Source organism: Paenibacillus polygoni, from assembly GCF_030263935.1.
Lineage (GTDB): Bacteria > Bacillota > Bacilli > Paenibacillales > Paenibacillaceae > Paenibacillus > Paenibacillus polygoni.
Map to the genome: position 1 here is coordinate 2,497,963 of NZ_CP127162.1, position 19,536 is coordinate 2,517,498.

Annotated in this window: 21 protein-coding genes; 12 read left to right on the forward strand and 9 right to left on the reverse strand. The window is 39.5% G+C overall.

Annotation, left to right across the window (positions count from 1 at the left end; all coding sequences use genetic code 11):
* The first annotated feature begins 400 nt into the window (after nt 1-400).
* The 3 genes from QPK24_RS12080 (at nt 401) to QPK24_RS12090 (ending at nt 2,666) form a co-directional block, all read left to right on the forward strand.
* Nucleotides 401-802: a polysaccharide deacetylase family protein gene (locus QPK24_RS12080; RefSeq protein ID WP_285741322.1), complete on the forward strand. Its 402-nt coding sequence runs from the start codon at nt 401-403 to the stop codon at nt 800-802.
* A gap of 172 nt (nt 803-974) precedes the next feature.
* A complete protein-coding gene (locus QPK24_RS12085; RefSeq protein ID WP_285741324.1) occupies nt 975-1,742 on the forward strand; it encodes a GNAT family N-acetyltransferase in 768 nt (255 codons plus the stop codon).
* A 675-nt stretch (nt 1,743-2,417) separates the two neighbouring features.
* A complete protein-coding gene (locus tag QPK24_RS12090; protein WP_285741326.1) occupies nt 2,418-2,666 on the forward strand; it encodes a hypothetical protein in 249 nt (82 codons plus the stop codon).
* Nucleotides 2,667-2,934: 268 nt separating this feature from the next.
* On the opposite strand, the gene QPK24_RS12095 is transcribed toward QPK24_RS12090, so the two are convergent.
* Nucleotides 2,935-3,771 carry an AraC family transcriptional regulator gene (locus QPK24_RS12095; RefSeq protein ID WP_285741328.1) on the reverse strand — a complete coding sequence of 279 codons (837 nt, stop codon included), beginning with the start codon at nt 3,769-3,771 and terminating at the stop codon, nt 2,935-2,937.
* A gap of 158 nt (nt 3,772-3,929) precedes the next feature.
* Here QPK24_RS12095 and QPK24_RS12100 point away from each other — a divergent pair, with 158 nt between their 5' ends.
* Entirely contained in the window at nt 3,930-5,666 is a 1,737-nt protein-coding gene (locus tag QPK24_RS12100) for a glycoside hydrolase family 2 protein (protein ID WP_285741330.1), read from the forward strand.
* Nucleotides 5,667-5,897: 231 nt separating this feature from the next.
* Here QPK24_RS12100 and QPK24_RS12105 read toward each other — a convergent pair whose 3' ends face one another.
* The gene (locus QPK24_RS12105) at nt 5,898-6,119 is read right to left on the reverse strand and encodes a hypothetical protein (protein WP_285741332.1); all 222 of its coding nucleotides are present in this window, start codon (nt 6,117-6,119) and stop codon (nt 5,898-5,900) included.
* 87 nt (nt 6,120-6,206) lie between these two features.
* A complete protein-coding gene (locus QPK24_RS12110) occupies nt 6,207-6,380 on the reverse strand; it encodes a hypothetical protein (protein WP_285741334.1) in 174 nt (57 codons plus the stop codon).
* 658 nt (nt 6,381-7,038) lie between these two features.
* Here QPK24_RS12110 and QPK24_RS12115 point away from each other — a divergent pair.
* Nucleotides 7,039-7,551: a DUF6609 family protein gene (locus tag QPK24_RS12115; RefSeq protein WP_285741336.1), complete on the forward strand. Its 513-nt coding sequence runs from the start codon at nt 7,039-7,041 to the stop codon at nt 7,549-7,551.
* Nucleotides 7,552-7,833: 282 nt separating this feature from the next.
* Here QPK24_RS12115 and QPK24_RS12120 read toward each other — a convergent pair whose 3' ends face one another.
* Together QPK24_RS12120 and QPK24_RS12125 are read right to left on the reverse strand one after the other, a co-directional pair.
* Nucleotides 7,834-8,973 (reverse strand): GGDEF domain-containing protein, encoded by a 1,140-nt coding sequence (locus tag QPK24_RS12120; protein ID WP_285741339.1) that lies wholly within the window; start codon nt 8,971-8,973, stop codon nt 7,834-7,836.
* A 153-nt stretch (nt 8,974-9,126) separates the two neighbouring features.
* Nucleotides 9,127-9,657 carry a GNAT family N-acetyltransferase gene (locus tag QPK24_RS12125; protein WP_285741341.1) on the reverse strand — a complete coding sequence of 177 codons (531 nt, stop codon included), beginning with the start codon at nt 9,655-9,657 and terminating at the stop codon, nt 9,127-9,129.
* Nucleotides 9,658-9,780: 123 nt separating this feature from the next.
* On the opposite strand from QPK24_RS12125, the gene QPK24_RS12130 reads away from it, so the two are divergent.
* Entirely contained in the window at nt 9,781-10,587 is an 807-nt protein-coding gene (locus QPK24_RS12130) for a MerR family transcriptional regulator (RefSeq protein ID WP_285741342.1), read from the forward strand.
* Between the two features lie 129 nt (nt 10,588-10,716).
* Here the strand turns inward: QPK24_RS12130 and QPK24_RS12135 are convergent, their stop codons facing one another.
* Nucleotides 10,717-11,757, reverse strand: coding sequence for an NADH:flavin oxidoreductase (locus QPK24_RS12135; RefSeq protein WP_285741343.1), 1,041 nt, complete (start codon nt 11,755-11,757; stop codon nt 10,717-10,719).
* Between the two features lie 232 nt (nt 11,758-11,989).
* Nucleotides 11,990-12,730 (reverse strand): type I methionyl aminopeptidase, encoded by a 741-nt coding sequence (gene map, locus QPK24_RS12140; protein WP_285741344.1) that lies wholly within the window; start codon nt 12,728-12,730, stop codon nt 11,990-11,992.
* A 211-nt stretch (nt 12,731-12,941) separates the two neighbouring features.
* Here map and QPK24_RS12145 point away from each other — a divergent pair, with 211 nt between their 5' ends.
* The 5 genes from QPK24_RS12145 (at nt 12,942) to QPK24_RS12165 (ending at nt 17,706) form a co-directional block, all read left to right on the forward strand.
* Nucleotides 12,942-13,769, forward strand: coding sequence for an aldo/keto reductase (locus tag QPK24_RS12145; protein ID WP_285741345.1), 828 nt, complete (start codon nt 12,942-12,944; stop codon nt 13,767-13,769).
* 829 nt (nt 13,770-14,598) lie between these two features.
* Nucleotides 14,599-15,327: an amino acid ABC transporter ATP-binding protein gene (locus tag QPK24_RS12150; protein ID WP_285741346.1), complete on the forward strand. Its 729-nt coding sequence runs from the start codon at nt 14,599-14,601 to the stop codon at nt 15,325-15,327.
* Between the two features lie 32 nt (nt 15,328-15,359).
* Nucleotides 15,360-16,175 (forward strand): ABC transporter substrate-binding protein, encoded by an 816-nt coding sequence (locus QPK24_RS12155; protein WP_285741348.1) that lies wholly within the window; start codon nt 15,360-15,362, stop codon nt 16,173-16,175.
* A 105-nt stretch (nt 16,176-16,280) separates the two neighbouring features.
* On the forward strand, nt 16,281-17,003 hold the full coding sequence (locus QPK24_RS12160; protein ID WP_285741350.1) for an amino acid ABC transporter permease: 723 nt from the start codon (nt 16,281-16,283) through the stop codon (nt 17,001-17,003).
* A 52-nt stretch (nt 17,004-17,055) separates the two neighbouring features.
* Nucleotides 17,056-17,706: an amino acid ABC transporter permease gene (locus tag QPK24_RS12165; RefSeq protein ID WP_285741353.1), complete on the forward strand. Its 651-nt coding sequence runs from the start codon at nt 17,056-17,058 to the stop codon at nt 17,704-17,706.
* A gap of 279 nt (nt 17,707-17,985) precedes the next feature.
* On the opposite strand, the gene QPK24_RS12170 is transcribed toward QPK24_RS12165, so the two are convergent.
* Nucleotides 17,986-18,321: a hypothetical protein gene (locus QPK24_RS12170; protein ID WP_285741355.1), complete on the reverse strand. Its 336-nt coding sequence runs from the start codon at nt 18,319-18,321 to the stop codon at nt 17,986-17,988.
* A gap of 298 nt (nt 18,322-18,619) precedes the next feature.
* Here QPK24_RS12170 and QPK24_RS12175 point away from each other — a divergent pair, with 298 nt between their 5' ends.
* On the forward strand, nt 18,620-18,955 hold the full coding sequence (locus QPK24_RS12175; RefSeq protein ID WP_285741357.1) for an MmcQ/YjbR family DNA-binding protein: 336 nt from the start codon (nt 18,620-18,622) through the stop codon (nt 18,953-18,955).
* Between the two features lie 82 nt (nt 18,956-19,037).
* Here QPK24_RS12175 and QPK24_RS12180 read toward each other — a convergent pair whose 3' ends face one another.
* Nucleotides 19,038-19,484: a hypothetical protein gene (locus tag QPK24_RS12180; protein WP_285741359.1), complete on the reverse strand. Its 447-nt coding sequence runs from the start codon at nt 19,482-19,484 to the stop codon at nt 19,038-19,040.
* Between the last annotated feature and the right edge of the window lie 52 nt (nt 19,485-19,536).

Below are 19,536 nucleotides of genomic sequence, written 5' to 3' on the forward strand. Positions count from 1 at the left end.
GAATTAACGTGCGTACATCGATGAGATCCATGTCTAATCGGTAAACGGTGCAAGTTTTTGTCCCTCACCGTACTAGCGCATGTTGTTAACGAAGATTGGTAATAATTTATCTAATCAAGAATTTATCTAATGAGTTATGTAATTTACATGAACTTATAATTGTCAGTTTCGTCAAATCCCCCCCTTAATGAACCTCTTTTCTTTATATCATGATTCAACTCTAGTGCTTTGTTAGCGGAAACTTGAATCATTCCTTGATTCTTATTCTACAATCACTTTCAAGGATTTAACGAGTTGGAAAACGAATCAATCGATCCCAGATAAACCGATTTTAATTACTTTTGACGATGGCTATTTAGATAATTTTACTGTCGCTTATCCAATCTTAAAAAATCTATAAATGAAAGCAACAATATTCGTCACCAGCGATTATATTGGTTCACCCAATCACTTCGATTGGAGTCAATTAAAGGAGATGGAACAAGCAGGTCTCATTGAAAGTGTTGTGCATACTCGGCATCATGTAGATTTGACAAAAAGTAATCAGGCACATCTTGTAGACGAAATTTCGGGAGCCAAACAAAGGTTGGAGGAGAGATTGGGGCATCCCATAATTGCTTTTGCTTATCCTTCGGGTGAATTCAATCAGAATGTAATAAAGGTTGTTAAGCGTGCTGGATTTGAATTTGCCGTAACAACAAAAAATGGTTACGCTCAGAAAACACAGGGTTACTTAACTCTTCATAGTATTCGAATACTCGGAGGTCAATCAATAGCTTCTTTCGTTCGAAAATTCCCTTGATATCACGCCCGTTAGCTAATGATTAAAGAAGCATTCGATTCAAGTGTCGCTCTATATACGCTAGTTTTCTTAAAATTCTAGGAAATATAAAAACTATGAACTCAGTTTATTTAGAATTTAATTGACGTTATACTAAAAAGAGAGCGCTAAATTAATTGGAAGGTGCAAAAACATGAATACAGATCAACAATTAGTTATAAACAATTTTGAAGAAAAATTAAAAGTATTTACTCATGCAGTTAGTGGGAAAATTACAAGTGAAGAAGATTTCGTCATATCAAATACAGAAGTTCCCACTGATACATTCAATATCATTTTGCCAAAATCTCCTAATATCAAAAATGCAGATAAGATTAGATATGAAATCGATAATTTTTCTATTAAAGGCTATCCCTTTAGTACTTGGGTTGATGCACAGTCTTTAAATAATGATTGGAAAGAACTGATGCAAGAATATAACCTTAACGAAGCAGAACGTAATGCAATGATGAAACTTGAAAATACCCTTAATGTTGGTCAAAATGATGCTCATCAGCTTATTATTACCCCTGTGAAAAGTAAGGTTGATTTTATGAAATATAAAGAGGTATTTATAAGCCTGTTTACAGGTTCACCAGAAAAAGATGCGTTAGAAAGTTATTTTAGTAAGTTTTCACAAGCCAAATTAGGTGCAGAAGTTCAAATGTTTATTGGATGCAAAGATGAAATAACCGTATCTACTGGATTATTAATAGAAAGCAAAGATAGTTATGGCATTTATGATGTGATGACAAAAGAAACATTTAGAGGCAAAGGTTATGGCAGCGAAATGTTTCAATTTCTTTTAAAACAGACAAAGGATAAACAAAAACCAGTTGTATTGCAGGCTTCAGATGATGGGAAAAACATCTATAAACGATTTGGTTTTATAGATGTAGGAGAAATGGTTGTATTTGAATAAGGTCTTTTCTTATTAAGCTAAGGGGCACGATTGATGAGCAACATGGATAGGAAATGATCTAACTTTTTATTAAAGGGTGAATCATTTGAAAATGAAAACAAAAAGAGTATGTTTTAATCCATCTTTTTTCAAAACGCACTCTTTTTTGTACGTTTATCAAGGTTATTTGCATTCATTTTTTGGGGTTATGAGACTAATATGTACAATAGAAGGAATCCGATTGAAATGTAATTTATGTAACCAATCTTTCGAATGACTGCTTTCAATTAAGCTCACCCTTTATTAAAAATAAGAATAATTACTAACCTATCCTTCGTTATAAATAGTTAGAGGTACATAATAGCAATAAGAATTATTCTCTACTGTATTTATAAAAATCCTTCTGACCCGTTAGCTTAATGGATTCCGGATGAAGACCTATTATGTATATGTGTAATAATAAGTCACGGTAAATTCAATAGAATGTCTTGATATAAAAGCTTAGAAAACTTCATGTATGTCTCATCTGAAATGTAAGCTTTCAAAAAAATATCCCCTATATTTACTCTGAAAATTATAATACAGTAATAAAACCATATTACGCAGATATAAGGGGTGGGCACTATAGTAAAAAGTAAATCTCTGTTCATATTTATATTTGGTTGTTTTGTTCTAATCTTGGGAGGATGTAGCTTCATGTCTGATTCACGCGAAGATGCTCAAGTTGTTAACAGAGCTATGGAAGCAGGAAAAATGTACTTTAAAGATAAATACGATCTCAACGTAGAATTTACGCGCCATAAGTTTAATCCCCCCGATCTCGGGACGGACGTGGGGCTTTATGGACATTTGACAGAAGATACGGATACAGAAGTGTTTCTCCTTATAAACTACGAGACTTTTGAAGTCGTCACTGTGGGGGTTCCTGAAGAGTTAATTGAATAGTAGGAAAGTTGATGTTCCTTTTCCCGAGGCTCTTTGCTTATATTCCCCAAAAAACCGATTTTTATGGAATATTATCCTAATATCATAAGTTATTTTTATCAGGATCTGCTAGCCAATGCCAATGGCCCCCCTTCTTTTTTCAAAAGAAGTTGGATTTATCTTAGACTATGTTCAAAGCACCTAATTTTGTGTTATTTGATCGGACGCTTATAAATGTAGGAGAAATGGTTGTATTTGAATAAGGTCTTTTCTTGAATGCGTGTATGGATTAATCTCTCCTCAATCTGCGATATTCTGAAGGAGAGAAACCGCTCCGCTTCTTAAATGTTTTGCTGAACTGGTAGACGTCTGAATAACCACATGCACTCGCTATTTCCGTGATGGATTCCCCGGTAAATCGCAGCCTGCGTATGGCATGTTCGTTACGAAGTTGATCTAGGTACTCCTTAGGACTTTGACCATAGCGAGCTGCAAAGGTTCTACGTATATAAACAGGCGAGAAACCTGTCTGCTCCGCCAATTCAGTAATGCGCAGCTCGGCGGCGAATTCGGTATCCAGTTTCTCTTTGAAACTGCGAAGAACCGCCGTAATTTCTTCCTCACCGCTCTGCCTTCCCCCTGCTTCAGCCGCTTCATGTAACTCTTGCACCAAGCGATACCAGACCGACTTTACTCTCGCTTCTCGCACATAATCGCCAGGAACCCACTCCCTTTCCGCTTCCCGAAACAGTTCTCCGATCTTTCCCATATGCTCACTCTTCAACTGTAGTAGAAATGGCATTCGCATCCGCTCGATAGGTTCTGGAGTACTCCATTTGTTTTCAATTCTTCTTAAAGAAGCACAATCGAAGAGCAGCATCGTCATCCGAAGAGGATATGCTTCAGAAGATTTCATATAAAGAGAAAGCCCCGGCCATAGGTATACTATTGTGCCACGCTCTACCTCAACATCTTTATTTTCACAACGAAACACCCCCTTACCACTGTATATATAGTAAAACGTATGCCCGGTTACTGTCTGACGAATATCTTCCCAGCCTGGCAGTGCAGGCTTCGCGATGACCCAGTGTATATGTACCACCAAATTCCCCAAAGCATATTCCATGGTATTACCTCCTAACCTAATAAGTATCATTTATGATAAATGAATAGTATTGTTTTTGCCATTGTCGCTTTCTTGCTGCCAGTGCTAAACTCCGAACATAGAGACCATCAGTTAATGATGATGAACTACATACTGATTACTTATTGGAGATGATGAATATGATTCGCACATTTCAGCAGCACCGACTAAGAGAAAGTCAATTGCTTGACGGATTATGGGATTTCGTTTTTGACAAGGATAATATTGGATTATCTGAAGAGTGGCATACAAACTTCCCTTCCAACCATGATCGAGTACCCGTACCCGCCTGTTGGAATAATGAGCTTGGCAAATATGACTACGAAGGAGTAGCGTGGTATCGAACGTGGATCACAATTGAGGATAGCAGCCATCTGCGTTTATTGTTCCACGCGGTAATGGGTCATGCGGACGTGTACTGGAATGGACAACATTTGGGATACCATTATGGTGGATTTACTCCTTTTGATTTTGTAATACCTAATGTCACTGCAGGAGTTCACGAGCTCATTGTCCGCACAGATAGTACACTGGAGCATAATACTTTGCCCTACCATATTGTGGACTGGTTTCATTACGGTGGAATTATACGCCCAGTAGAGCTTCAGCATTTGCCTGATGTCTGGATAGATGGGATGAGCATCACCTATGATCTGACGGGCGCCTCCAGCGCTGATGTTCAAATCCGGCTAAAGCTTCAATCTTTATCGGATACACCTGCAGAAGTGCCTGTAACCATCTATCGAAACCATGAGATATGCTATTCTGACAGCGCTTACCTCCCTGCTAAAGGTAACATAGAACTCGTTGTGGAACAAAACTGGATTGATTTGAAACGGTGGGAAACGGAAGATCCTGTCCTCTATATGATTAGAGCCGTTGTCGGCAAAGACGACAAGACAGATCGAATTGGGTTTCGAAGCGTAGAGACCCGCAATAAGAAGATTCTTCTAAACGGCAAGGAGCTGTACTTACAGGGTGTTAACCGCCATGAGGAGCACCCCGATTGGGGCTTTTCTTTCCCCAACAAATTGATGACCAAGGAACTTGATATTATCCTGCAGATGGGATGTAACACTGTACGTGGTTCGCATTATCCTCAGAGTGAATACTGGATTGATCTGCTAGATGAACAAGGCATCATTTTCTGGAGCGAAATTCCGATATGGGGTGCCGCATTTCCAGCGAAAGAAACTGACGATCCCCTCTTCGTCGAACGAGCGATGACCATGATGGGTGAGATGATTGATCGGGATCTTCACCATCCCTCTATTCTATTCTGGTCTGTCCATAATGAAATCGATACACGCTCCGAGCAAGCTTTTGAGCTGTCTATTAAAATGACAGAACTCGTTAAAAGTAAGGATCAGTCAAGACTCGTGACTTATGCCACTATGCATCCTATGACAGACATCTGTCTTGGACTCTTCGACGTTATTGGGATCAATTACTATGGCGGCTGGTATTTCGGACATGCTGAATTCAAAGACATGCTCGAAGTCTTTCATGAGCGTTGTAAGGAATATGGAGCTGAGAACACCCCGGTGCTTATGACCGAATTTGGCGGCGCAGGTGTATATGGGGATTCCGGCTGGGAACCCCGCCTATTCAGCGAGGACTATCAAGCTGACCTGCTCGGCAAATCGCTGAAACTATTCCGATCTGATCCGAAAATTAGCGGAACCTATGTATGGCAATTTGCGGATACAAGAGCTCAGCTTCAGAGTCATCTCCCCCATTTTAGAGACCGGGCTCGTTCCTTCAACAACAAAGGACTGGTCAATGAATATCGCAAACCCAAGCTTGCCTATCGTGTAGTCAAAGGAATTTATACAGACCATAGGGATCCTTATGACTGGGGCTCCACATTGAGCTAACTAAATGCACGGAACCAACCTTACTTAAGCGTAAATGCTTTTAAGGTCGCTGAGCAATATATACATGGGACTAACCCAACACAAAAGGAGCAGCTGCCAATTGGACAACGGCTCCTTTTGTGTATTTAGCTATCGTTTTTTCGTTAGTTTAAATAAGTTACTTTTAAAAACATTTGTCAATTTTGATCTTTCCGTACTAGTAATCCGCAACCACTTGCAGATTTATGACTTCTATGACTCCGTTACGAACTCCTTTACTTTAGAGGCAAATATATCCCAGTTTGTATCATATCCTACATTAAACGACCACCCGTTAGAACGCAGCTTCTCTCCTAAATGGATGTAATCGGCACGTTGCTTATCGTTTAAACTAACATCTAAAGTTCCATCACCAACCTTGAATTCATTCAAGTAATCGTGTAATTCCCAAAGGATATCCTTGCTTATCATCATCTTTTTCCATTCCTATGTGTAATATAATTGAATCGATGGCATCATCTAGTTTTTGAGTAATAAGTGTTTCATTATTCCAGTTATTATCTAGTTGATGCTGTATAGTGCTTCAAGTTGACTTAAATCTCGGTAAATGGCTGCATTCAATAACTCATATCTTAATTCTAGTTTTCTGTTATCACGTTCTTGATTTTTATATAAGGCAACATTCCCAATAAGCGATAATGCTAAAATCACTTTAATCCACTTTGATTTCTTCATACTTCCTCCGTTTACGCTGACCCTTCCCAATCACCTTAGTTCTAATTATAACGTTTATTATAGGGAAAAGTTACAAAGACCTTTTGAAGCTATCCTGCCGGATTGCATAATAAAAAGGAGTAGTGTCCAACTGGCAATCTGATTGCTATGTGTTTAACTCTCGTTTATTCTTTATGTTAACAGTTAACTGTTTCTTGATTCACTTCATATATACTGACATTCTTTCCACTCGATCTGATTTCCCAATCGAAATGTAGCTAGATCAATCACGAGATCAAGTCTTTGTTAGGAGCATCCAGTACCTCTTCTGTTCATGCGTCCAACACCAATACAGTTCTAAGTCATCACCTATTTTCATATTGCTGTGTAAATGATTGAAAAGCTCTACTAAGCTTTTTTTGCTTGCCACATAAAAAAATCGGATTAGATTTAATCTCGTCATTAATTTCAAAGAAACTCTTCTTGGTAATCAAATGGACAGTGAAGAAAATGCGAGGATTAACTAGATAAAAAAGAAAAAAATCCGCTATATTTTTAAACAGTACTAAGAATTAGTTAATTGAAGAGAACAAAAAATCGTAAATTATCTAAAGTCTACTTAGACAAAAAAAGAGTCCTTTTTATTGCAATACAATATTTCATAATCGGAGGATGGTTTATGGAAGCACAAACCTACAAATATCCTAGGCAAAAGATAAATGGTATTTGGCTAATAATTGCTGGCTTAGCAATGTTTTTGCTTTTAATAAGATATAATGGTTATCCAAATATTTATCCTTTTATTATTGTTTACGTATTAGGTATGGTTTGGCAATTAAACTCCAAAACAAGAGAGAAGTTATCAGTTGGTTCTGGAACACGAGTACAAAAGAAATGGGCTAACTTTTCAATAATTTTATTAGCTATTTTAGTCTTTGTTTTTTGTCAATTATTTGTCGATGATTATAGAACTTGTTGGCTTTTAGTTATGTTAGGTGTAGCAATTCACTTTTTACCTTTCATTCCAGTACACGGAAAATTAATGATCTTTCTCTCGTTCACTTTGATGATCAATGCTTTTATAGGATTGATCATCAATAACATATCTCTAGACGTTTTTTTTATAATTGATGGGTTAATTAAAATTTTATTTGGTATCATTTTCATTAAATTAAGTCCTCTTAATTTTTGAACGCATAAAAAATCATCTCCTTGTTAGCTACGTATAAATATCTAGTTAAGCTAACATGCCGCTTAGCTTAATGAAAAAAGCAGCTGATCCTTTATCCAGCAGCTACTTGAGTTATTGAACTAAAATTCCTATTAGAATTACAGTAAGACGAAAGAAACTGACTATATTGATTTTTATAAACTGAATTTTATATATCATATTGAATAACAAAAGAAGCATCCGAGTTATAGTCCTTTGAATGCTTCTTACCTTGTTTCATATATTTATGTAGTACACCTAACATTAAAAACCTCTGTGACCGCTAAAGGGAACGGACTGTTCTATGTCATGCGGATAGACTGTTCTATTTTTGCCTTCTTTTTTAGCTGTATAGAGCAAGGAATCCACTTCTCTGAAAAATTGTGATTTGTCCATACCATGAACGTATCCAGAGAGTCCAATGCTGACTGTGACCCGGCGATTTTCCATTTCGAGATGATTGAGCAGGTAGATCGATTCCCGGGCACGTTCACAGATCTCGAAGGCTTGATCTAACGTTTTCTCAGGAAAGATAATGGCGAATTCTTCTCCCCCATAGCGGGCGATGATCTCGTCCGAAGTTAGCGATTGCTGCAGAATGCCGGCTACTCTTTTCAGAATGATATCTCCGACCGCATGCCCGTAAGTATCATTGATAGATTTAAAATTATCAATATCGATCACCGCCATTTGAAGGGGGATCTTGTTCGTGTCGCAATGTTCAATCAAATGATCCAGATACTCTTGAAAGGTCCTGTGGTTATATAGATCTGTCAATGCGTCCGTTTTACTTAATCGTTCCATAATGGTGTTATTAATCAGTAAGTCACGTTCCGAGCGTGAAGTCCTAACCAGTCTTTCCAGTAAGTCATTCCCTCTGTGGAGTAGTTGGATCAGGATTAAATATTCCCCAGTCAGTATATAGAACAGGGCGAACCGTTCAAATATGGTCATATGAGTCCAAATTAATGGAAACATGATATACAAAATTGCGAGCTCAGCGATCACCATCAAAAAAGCGAAGGTTAAGTATTTTTTAGTAAAGTGAAAGGCTGCGACTAACATGGGAATCATCATGACATATTGTATGCCGATCACCCTCATATTGCCGTAAATCAGAACAGCACCAATCAGGGTACCCGTTAAGATGGTAAGTAAGGGGAAAGATTTCCTATAGTACCTCTCTATTAGTTCATTCACTGTGACAAGAGTGACTTGCACGCTGGTAGGAATCATCATTTTATAAATTAAGTAATGTTGCACTCTTTCGGGTTCAAGTTTCATCTTAATAATAAGGGCAACAATCTCAGCTACGAAGGAAATCAAGACCACAATCCAATAGCCGTTTAGAATCTTTCTCTGCCATTTTCCTACATCATCAAACAGTCCTTGTTCATTTATCAACGGGTTCCCATCCAATCATCTGTGTTCTCAACATCAAATATACCATTCTTTCCTAAGTATGGTCGTTACTTTAATAAAGTTTCTTATATAACTCATATTAAAAATCATTTTCAGTTGCGAGTTAGAAGATGAGATTGTTGTTATAAAAGTTTGTTACTTACTTGAGTTACTTACTTGGTGTACGTTATATACCTCTCTGTAAAGCACATCTTTCACCTGTTCAAACTTGGATGCTGTTAATTTCTCTGGATAGCTCATAATGCGCAAAGGTAATCCGGGTATTCCTTCCCGCAGGGGCGGTTGAACATATTTATACTCACCTAAACAAAATCCAAGACGTTCATAGAATCGAACTCTTCTTCTTTGTAAGTCATCCTTAGGATCCTCGACTTCCAAGACGATTGGCAAAGTAGACTGCCGCATAAATCGGTTCATTAATTGCTTCCCTATTCCTCCTCCCCGAATCGATGGAGAAACAGCAATATTTTCTACGTATCTAAAATCTGCAAACTCCCATCCTGCAAGAAATGCAATAACTTCGCCTTGGTTATTCTCTTCTGTAAGAAGGTAATAACGCGGATCGGACAGTAATTTTCTTTGATTTTTATAATTGCGATACTCACTCTCAGGAAAAGATACTTTCATTAGGTCAAATACTTGATCGAATTTCTCTTGTTGTGTCAAAACATTTCACTCCAGCTACATGGTGTATTATGATATATCAAACTTGCATAAATCACACTACACCCTGGTATAATACGAAGGTCAAGATTTTATGAGCGAGAAATGTAGAGAGGTAGAAATGAATTGAAAGAGTATTATAAGATCAACGAGATATCAAAATTATACGGAATTGGTGCCGATTCTTTACGATATTATGAAAAGATAGGTGTGTTGGTCCCTCGTCGTGACACGAACGGATATAGACTTTATGGCCTTAAGGACATTTATAAGTTAAATATGATCCGGGATCTTCGCCAATTGGATTTTACTATGCAACAAATAAAAGATTATTTGGACCATCAAAGTATCGAAAACACTCTCCATATACTACATAAAGAAAAAGATCTAGTTAGGGAACAGTTACGCAGCCTTCAGACGAAACAAAGGATGATTCAGGAAAGAATACATGTACTAACTACAGCGATGCAAATGACAACTGGTGAATTCACGATCAAGTCATTTCCCGAACGACATTGTCTACATCTGAATACCCGTATTACGCGGGATGAAGAAATGGATTTTGCTATTAAAAAGCTGCACAAAAAGCATGAAAGCAAAATTCGTGATTTCGGTAATCAACTCTTTGGAGCCTCTGTATCGATTGAAGATCTATATAAGGGTGAGAAAGATGTATTTAACGCTGTCTTTTTTATTCTTGAGTCTGATGAACCAGAATATGATTTTGTTCTTCCTGCCGGCGAATACCTCTCGCTGTACTACCGTGGAGATTATCGTCAGAGCTCAGATAGAATAATGGATGTTTTAAATTTTGCAAAAGAAAAAGGGTACCCGATATCAGGTGACCCTTTTGAAATATATGAAATTGATAATAGAGATACAATGAATAGAGAAGAATTTTTAACAGAAATTCAGGTAAGAATTATGGTGTAAACGTTTTGCTCTCAGGTGAAAGTTCGATCTACTTGTTAGGCTCTCTGTCCGTTATAGTACCAATTTACTATAAATTAACAAAAAAAGACTGGAGAATTTCCAGCCTTTTTTTATTGAGATAATTTATTTTCAGGACAATGTCTTAAGTGCTTCAGCAGTGAAAGGAACTAAATCATCCAGTCGTCCTTCTCGAATTTTAGTCGCCCACTCAGGATCTACTAACAAGGCTCTACCGATTGCAACGAGATCAAATTCATCATTTTCTAATTTTTGAACTAGACTTTCGATCCCTACGTTACTAGCACCTTTGCCTTCTTTGAATAGTGAAATAAAATCTCCATCTAAGCCAATGGAGCCAACAGTAATCGCCTGTTTTCCTGTAATTTGTTTAACCCAACCTGCAAGGTTCAAATCGGATCCTTCGAATTCAGGTTCCCAGAATCGGCGAGTAGAGCAATGGAAGATATCCACTCCTGCTTCAACCAGCGGTGTGAGGAATTGTTTTAACTCATCAGGCGTCTTAGCTAGTTTAGCGGTGAAGTCCGATTCCTTCCACTGCGAAATACGCAGTATAATCGTAAAATCAGGGCCTACTGCATCACGGCAAGCTTTCACAACTTCCTCAGCAAAACGTGTGCGCGCAACTAGGCTGCCGCCATAGCGATCAGTACGTTCGTTTGTTTTCTCCCAGAAGAACTGATCAACCAAATAGCCATGTGCCCCATGGATTTCGATGCCGTCAAACCCGATGCGTTTTGCATTAGAAGCTGCCTCAGCAAAAGCATTCACGATCTCAACCACTTCAGATTCAGAATAATCATTAACGTTTTTTCTAGCGCCCATATGCCAGATTTGAGGAACGATTTTCCCGCCTGCTTCATGTACTTCCGAAACGACGTTTGCCCAGCCTTCTAATGCTTCCTCACCATAAATGAAAGGAACATTTTCTTGATAAGATGAATCCGCATGATCCACAATCGTACCTTCTGTCACAATTAGACCCACGTTATTCTCTGCTCTGCGGCGGTAATATGCAGCTACGTCTGGCCCAGGGATCCCATTAGGAGAAAAATTTCGCGTCATTGGTGCCATCACGATCCGATTTGCTAGTGTAAGCTTTCCTAGCGTATATGGACGAAATAAGGGTTGCACAGATTCTGTATAAGACATTTCATTAACCTCCAATTGAATAGTAATCATTAGCATTGATATGTAAAAGATAGGATAGATAAAGGTATCTAACTGTTCCCGTTATATACATGCACATGCATATAATTTAAAGGATTAGCTATAGATTGTCAAGGAACGATGAAATGACTTTCACTGAAAAATAGTTATATGCCTGTCAGGCAGAGACAACAAAAAAGAGCCGACTTCCGGGTTGGAAATCGGTCTCTTGAAACTAAAGCGTGACAATAATAGGTCCGTTTTTAGTAAGGATAATCGTATGTTCAATTTGAGCTACATAGCTTCTTTCTGTAGCAAAGGTCCATCCATCATCTTTTTGGTATACTTCTTCTTCTAAGGTTGAGATAAATGGTTCAAATGCGATAACCATCCCTTCCTTTAATAGCTCATCGTCCGTTGTATCGTTGTAATTATAAATATGGTCAGGTGCTTCATGGATCGCACGCCCTACCCCATGTCCTGTAAGGTTTTTGACGACCGTTAAGTCATGCTGTTTTGCGGTTAGGAATACAGCTTTTCCGATTCCGCTTTTTTTGGAGCCAGGTTTTGCTTTTTTCAGACCTGCTTCAAATGCTCTTTTGGCAACCTCACATATTTTAGTCAGCACTTCATCCCCTTCGCCAACTACAAATGAGATGCCTGTATCTGCGAAATAACCGTTCTTTGAGCCAGATACATCTACATTTACGATATCCCCTTCACGAATAACCCGATCTCCTGGGATTCCATGTGCCACCTCTTTATTGACACTAATGCAAGTATAGCCTGGGAAATCATATTCACTTTTTGGAGCTGAAACTGCGCCTTCTTTCTCAAAAAGCTCTCCCGCTATATCGTCAAGTTCTTTTGTTGTCACGCCGGGAACTGTTCTTTTTACCAATTCATCTCGAATGGAAGCTACAATTCTGCCAATTTCTTTTAATCCTTGAAAGTCTTCTTCTGTTTTTGCAATCATTTCGTTTACTCACTTTCCTTTATCATCGTTTAAACCTATATTAAGGATTAGATTATCATATCCAAAGGAGCGAATCTTAGCAACTTTTTATCTATTACCAATTGGATTCTAGTATAATCATGTACAGGCGGCCATTATTCCCACTGGCTGACGTTCAGCAGAGTACATACATAATGAATAATAAATCAAATCAGAGGAGGAATTTCGGACCATGAAACATGTGCAGGACACAACAACACTTTATAATGGAGTTAAAATGCCTTGGCTGGGTTTGGGTGTATTTAAGGTTAAGGATGGAGAAGAAGTTGTTGAAGCCGTCAAAACGGCCATTCAGGCAGGTTATCGCAGTATCGATACAGCGAAAGCGTATAACAACGAAACAGGTGTAGCTCAAGGTATTCGTGAATCCGGAATCGCCCGCGAGGATCTGTTCATTACTACCAAAGTGTGGAACGGGGACCAAGGTTACGAATCCACGCTGGCAGCTTTTGAAGCAAGCATGGAACGACTGGGCCTCGAATATCTAGATCTTTATCTGATTCACTGGCCTGTCAAAGGCAAGTACAAGGATACATGGAGAGCACTGGAAAAACTCCATAAGGAAGGACGCATTCGCGCCATTGGGGTGAGTAACTTCCAGATCCACCATCTGGAGGACCTGATGACAGACAGCACGATTAAACCTGCGGTTAATCAGGTAGAACTGCATCCATTACTAACCCAAACGGAGCTTCGGGAGTATTGCAGCAAACACCAGATCCAGATTGAAGCCTGGTCACCACTAGGTCAGGGACATTTGCTAGAACATCCGCTTCTTCAGGACATCGCTGCCAAGTACAGCAAGTCGCCAGCACAGGTTATTCTGCGTTGGGATCTACAAAATGGTATAGTGACCATACCTAAATCCGTTACACCCCAGCGTATTCGCGAAAACGCGGACCTGTTTGATTTTGAGCTGACCACGGAAGAAATGGAGCGTATTAATCAACTCAACGAGAATAAGCGCTTTGGTTCCGATCCGGACAACTTTAACTTTTAATCAATCAAAATCGTACCCAAATTACAATCAAGCTAGAATATTTCATATAAACCCTAAATCCCGGTCCGGATGCACACGCATCTGATCGGGATTTTGTATGTTTATTTACGGATATAATAACAGCAGCGATTGCCCCGAATGACATCCGTAAGCAGCATAAGCATTTCTTCATTTTTCAGGGTTTTCCCCGTTACCACTCAATTCCAATTCATCCTTGACGGCTTATTGCCCTGCTTGCTCCATTAGCCTGTAATTTGATTATCTCATCTCGGTTAGATATGGCAGGTAAACTCACTTCATAATTCTTCATAATGGATACAGTACCTTCTCACGATCAAGTGGGATGTCATATCGATATATTTCTCGTTAAAAATAACCTTTCTAGCTATCAATAGATAGGACTGTCTAAAAAGATAGCAATACCTACTGAATAGCGAATTCTCGCTCATGATACCAATACGTTATAGCATAGGATTGAGTTTTTTTTACCATGTACAATTCATATTTTGTTGTTGTTTGTTTTTATGATCAGAGTCATAAAGTAAGCATCCCTTCCCGTATACTCTCTATATGTACTTCAATTTCTGTAAAGAAACAGTAGAATAGTTTTGCTATCGGCAGATTTCCTAACAACAATTTTAGTTGCATCACCATTTTTTTACGTTATCACTGACTTAAGATCTACAAAACTCATTAATTGCAGTTATCTATGTTATGTTTCATGACAAATTAATTGCGTTTAGCAGGATGAGTATGTATGATGAAATAACTTCCAATTTACTCCTTACGATTCCTTTTCAAACAGACGCAGCAGAAAGGATGGGATTCCATGATTGAATTCAGGGGTGTACAAAAGCATTATGGTCATTTTCATGTCCTCAAGGATATTCATCTTCAGATTGAAGAAGGAGAGGTCGTTGTCATTATCGGCCCTTCCGGTTCTGGAAAAAGCACATTGCTTCGCTGCATCAATCGTTTAGAGACAATTACCGAAGGTGAACTTGTCGTCAATGGTGTCCCTTTGCATCAGAAAAAGGTGGACATCAACCTCTTCCGCCGTGACATCGGCATGGTATTTCAACACTTCAATCTCTATCCTCACAAAAAAGTCATCGATAACATTACCCTTGCACCCCTGAAGGTGCGCAAACAATCCAAAGAACAGGCAGCTTCTACAGCGATGAAATACCTGACCCGGGTAGGCATTGCCGATAAGGCAGACAGCTACCCCTCCCAGTTGTCCGGCGGACAACAACAGCGTGTAGCCATAGCAAGAGGTCTCGCCATGGAGCCGAAAATCATGCTTTTTGATGAGCCCACCTCTGCGCTGGACCCCGAGATGATCGGGGAAGTTCTAGATGTTATGCGATCTCTTGCCCACAACGGGATGACGATGGTCGTTGTAACCCATGAGATGGGGTTTGCTCGCGAGGTCGCAGACCGAGTTATCTTTATGGATGAAGGCCGAATTGTAGAAGAAGCCTCTGCTGCTGAATTTTTCGACAACCCAAGAGAAGAACGGGCCAGGCAATTCCTGAGTCGTCTGATTCACCACTGATCATAATCCATTTTGAAAGGGGTTTTTACCAAATGAAAAATGTATTGAAGTGGCCGTTATTTATGTTTATTTTAATCCTATCCCTTGTATTGTCCGGTTGCAGCACGAGCGGTGGCTCTGATGGAAGTACCGAAGCCAAAGGCACAATTGAACAAATTAAAGAGAGAGGCAAGCTTATTGCCGGCGTTAAATACGATACCAAATTATTCGGTTTGAAAGATCCTGCAAGCGGTGAAGTCGAAGGATTTGATATTGATATTGCCAAAGCACTTGCCAAACAGATTCTTGGAGACGAAACGAAGGTGGAATTGAAGGAAGTAACGTCCAAAACGCGAATTCCCATGCTGCAAAATGGGGACATTGATCTCATCATCGCTACGATGACGATTACAGATGAACGCAAGGAACAAGTAGATTTTAGCGATGTTTATTTTGAAGCAGGCCAGTCCTTGCTTGTGAAAAATGACAGCACGATTACGGGCCTTGAGAGTCTCAGCGGTGTGAAGGTACTTGCTGTCAAAGGTTCAACTTCTGCGCAAAACATTCGCGAAAAAGCCCCAAGTGCTGAAGTGCTCGAATACGACAATTATCAGGATGCCTTCACTGCTCTCAAAGCAGGTAAAGGCGAAGCTCTAACAACAGATAACATCATCCTGATCGGTATGCAGCAGACGGATAACAACTACAAGCTGGTTGGCGGCAATTTCACGAGTGAACCTTATGGCATAGCAATTCGTAAAGGCGATACTGCCTTTGTCAAAGAAGTGAACAGCCTGCTTAAAAACCTGAAGGACAGCGGAGAGTATGATACATTGCATGAGAAATGGCTCGGCACAAAGCCCGAGTAACCCCGATTACTGATGGTTAAAACGGTGACTTCGCCTGCATAATTGCATGCATGGACAGGATGTTAGTCACCGTTTCCACCTCTCTAGAACGGAGGCTTCGCTAACATGGGCAAATTGGACTTCAGTGTATTAATTAAACACTCGGATCGATTCCTGGAAGGGTTTCTGAATACCATCCAGGTGAGCATCATGGCCTTGATTGGCAGCTTTATTCTTGGCGCCATCATTGCTATCTTTCGGATATCCCCCGTCAAACCGCTTAACTGGATCGGAACGGCTTTTGTGGAATTTATCCGTAACATCCCTTTGCTGCTCGTCGTGTTTTTCTTCTATCTTGGGTTACCGACCCTCGGTATTTCACTCGATGGATTCATCTCCGGTACACTTGGTCTGACCATCTATACGGCAGCTTTTATTGCGGAAGCAATCCGGGCGGGTATTCAGACGATTCCTCGCGGACAGCTTGAGGCCGCGAGATCTTCCGGGCTGTCTTATGTACAGGCTATGAATCTGATTGTTTTGCCGCAAGCGATCAAGATTGTATTGCCGTCTATTGGCAACCAGTTTATTAATCTGGTCAAAAACTCCTCCATCCTAGCGGTCGTAGCAGGCATGGATCTGATGTATTTTGCTGATCTGATCAACTCAGATACGTTCCTGCCGCTGAGTGTCTACACCATTGTTGCCCTTTTCTACCTGGTGCTCACCGTGCCCCTCAGTTTCCTAGTTCACTATATGGAACGCCGGTTTGGGCAAAGTGATGCTGATGCCAGCCGTGATAAAGTCAAACCGAAAAAGAACAATAAAGCAGGTCAGGTTCCCATGTAAAAAAGACCGTCATCCTTAACCTATTCCCGCTTACAGAAGGAGGCCGAAGATTATGGACTTTAGCGGGGCCTACGCATGGCCCAACCTTCGTTTCTTGCTGCAAGGATTCCTGATCACCCTGCAAGTGGCAGGCCTATCCATTGTATTCAGCTTTGTACTCGGTACCGTGCTCGGCACCGTTCGATATACCCGTATTCCGGTCCTGTCACAAATTGTGGCAGTTCTCGTAGATATCATCCGGAATCTGCCGCTGCTGCTGATCATCTTCTTCATTCATATCGTGCTGCCCCAACTGGGGATTAAAATGCCCATTTTCTGGTCCACGGTTGTTGGGCTGAGTCTTTTTGAAGGCGCGATGATTGCTGAGATTGTCCGCAGCGGACTTAAATCGGTTGAACGTGGTCAAGTCGAAGCGGCTCGTTCATCAGGACTGAGCTATATGCAGACACTCATCGCGATCATTATGCCCCAAGCTCTACGGCGCATGTCGCCTCCAATGGTGAGCCAGTTTATCTCCTTGTTGAAGGATACTTCACTGGCGATTATCATCTCCCTGCCGGAGCTGATGCACAACGTGCAGATCCTCGGTGGTCAGAGCTTTGATTACGTCATTCCTGCCCTGCTGCTCGCAGCCGTACTATACTTCGTCATCAATTACACGCTGTCCATCGTGGCACGGCGGCTTGAAGCACGCATGACTTAAGACAGCCCAAAGAAGACTCCAGCTCCACTTCTACAGTGGCTTTGGAGTCTTCTTTGGATTTATTTTGATTAACTATAGTATCTCAATTGAATTGTTACGGTTATTTTATGAAAATCGATGGATTGAAAAAGGAGAAATATCTTGTTTGGCAACCTTTATGGCTCTTCATTAAAAGGAAATTTTTAACTCAGACTACTATTAATATGGTTATGCTGACTCTACTCATGAAAACTGTTGCTCTCTTTTTTTATGCCTCATTAAATTTTGGATTTCATCCATCTATCCATTGTATTGAAGAATTAACTGATAGATTGCAATGGAAAGTCCTAAGAAACTCGCCTTCATTTTAGAAGGATGATTTCTTTCGCTGCGAAACAAATAAAATAATACCACCAAAAATCCTAATGGAATCCATAGCTCAAACACACTTTCCCTTGTACCTCTAGAATAAATGGGAGTAATGGAAGTGCTAATGAAAAAGTAAAAGAAAACCGTAAATCGTCTCGTTTCTAATTGCTTGCTCCATCTGACTAATAGGAAAAGAATAATTGCTGCGATGATCGTAATGTGTAAAGGAGGTAGAAGTATAGAAGCATCCCCGAATTTAAATTCCATTTTTGTTTCCCCTCCTTTTTTACTCTACCCGGTTAGTTATAAAACAATAGCTCATTATAAACAACGTTGAGGTATTGGAAGGAGTTACATTATAAATTCAACGTTACAGACTTTCCTATTTATTTATCGTGTTAAACCCGATTAATTAGACTCGTCTTCCGTACTCATTTTTTTGAGCAAATTCGTTTAGCACTAAATTTTGATGGTGAAAATATATGATATTATTTTGGTTATATATATTTTCGATTCATTTTAATAATAATGGATTTAAAAGTAAAATAAACATGAGGTGATGTATATGAATATGAAGGACATTGTAGAACACTGTTTGTCGTATCCAGACTCGTATGAAGATCATCCATTTGGTGACGGCTGGACAGCAATTCGCCATAAGGGGAATGGAAAGATTTATGCTCTGATTTTCCATCTCAATGATCATTTATGTATCAATTTAAAATGTAATCCTAATCATGCGGGCACGTTGCGAGATACATTTACAGATGTAAAACCTGGATATCATATGAATAAAGAACACTGGAACACGGTTTATCTAGAAGGCGAATTATCAAAATCTGTAATTTATGATATGGTTCGTGAAAGTTATCATTTGACCAAGCCCAAGAAACGAAAATAATCGACTTCTGACCTCGACTTGGAACGTTAAAACATAAAATTCGCTAAAATAGCGACTTCAAAGAAATTTCTAATAGAACTGTTTAATCTTTAACAATCTCTTCTAAAGCTTTTACTATGTTGCTTACCCCCTGATCATCCCAGATTAGGATATGACATTTATCTTTCTTCAACTTTTGCAGTGCACCCAGGCGGTGATTCCCGTCTCTTATACTTATGTATCCATTCCTGTTCTCCGCGATTAATGGAGGCATATCCCAGCCTTCTTCTAACCGTTTACATATCTGATTGATATTATGGTTCCACCATTTCTCATCTTCGACATACTCCATATCTAATTCAGGTCCAACAATTCTCTTGAGAAATCTTGTTTCCATTTCTACGGGTCCAAGCCAATATCTCTTTTGTAATTTCAGTCCTTTTGATAACCCAACATTACCGCCTTCCCCATTCAAAAAAAGATGAACCCATGTTTCTATATCATTCTTTGAAGCATACTCCATTGCTGAATTCAGCGTATATATCGTCATAAATATTATCACGCTCTCTTTTCCCAATTTATGATACTTCACAGTCGCTCAT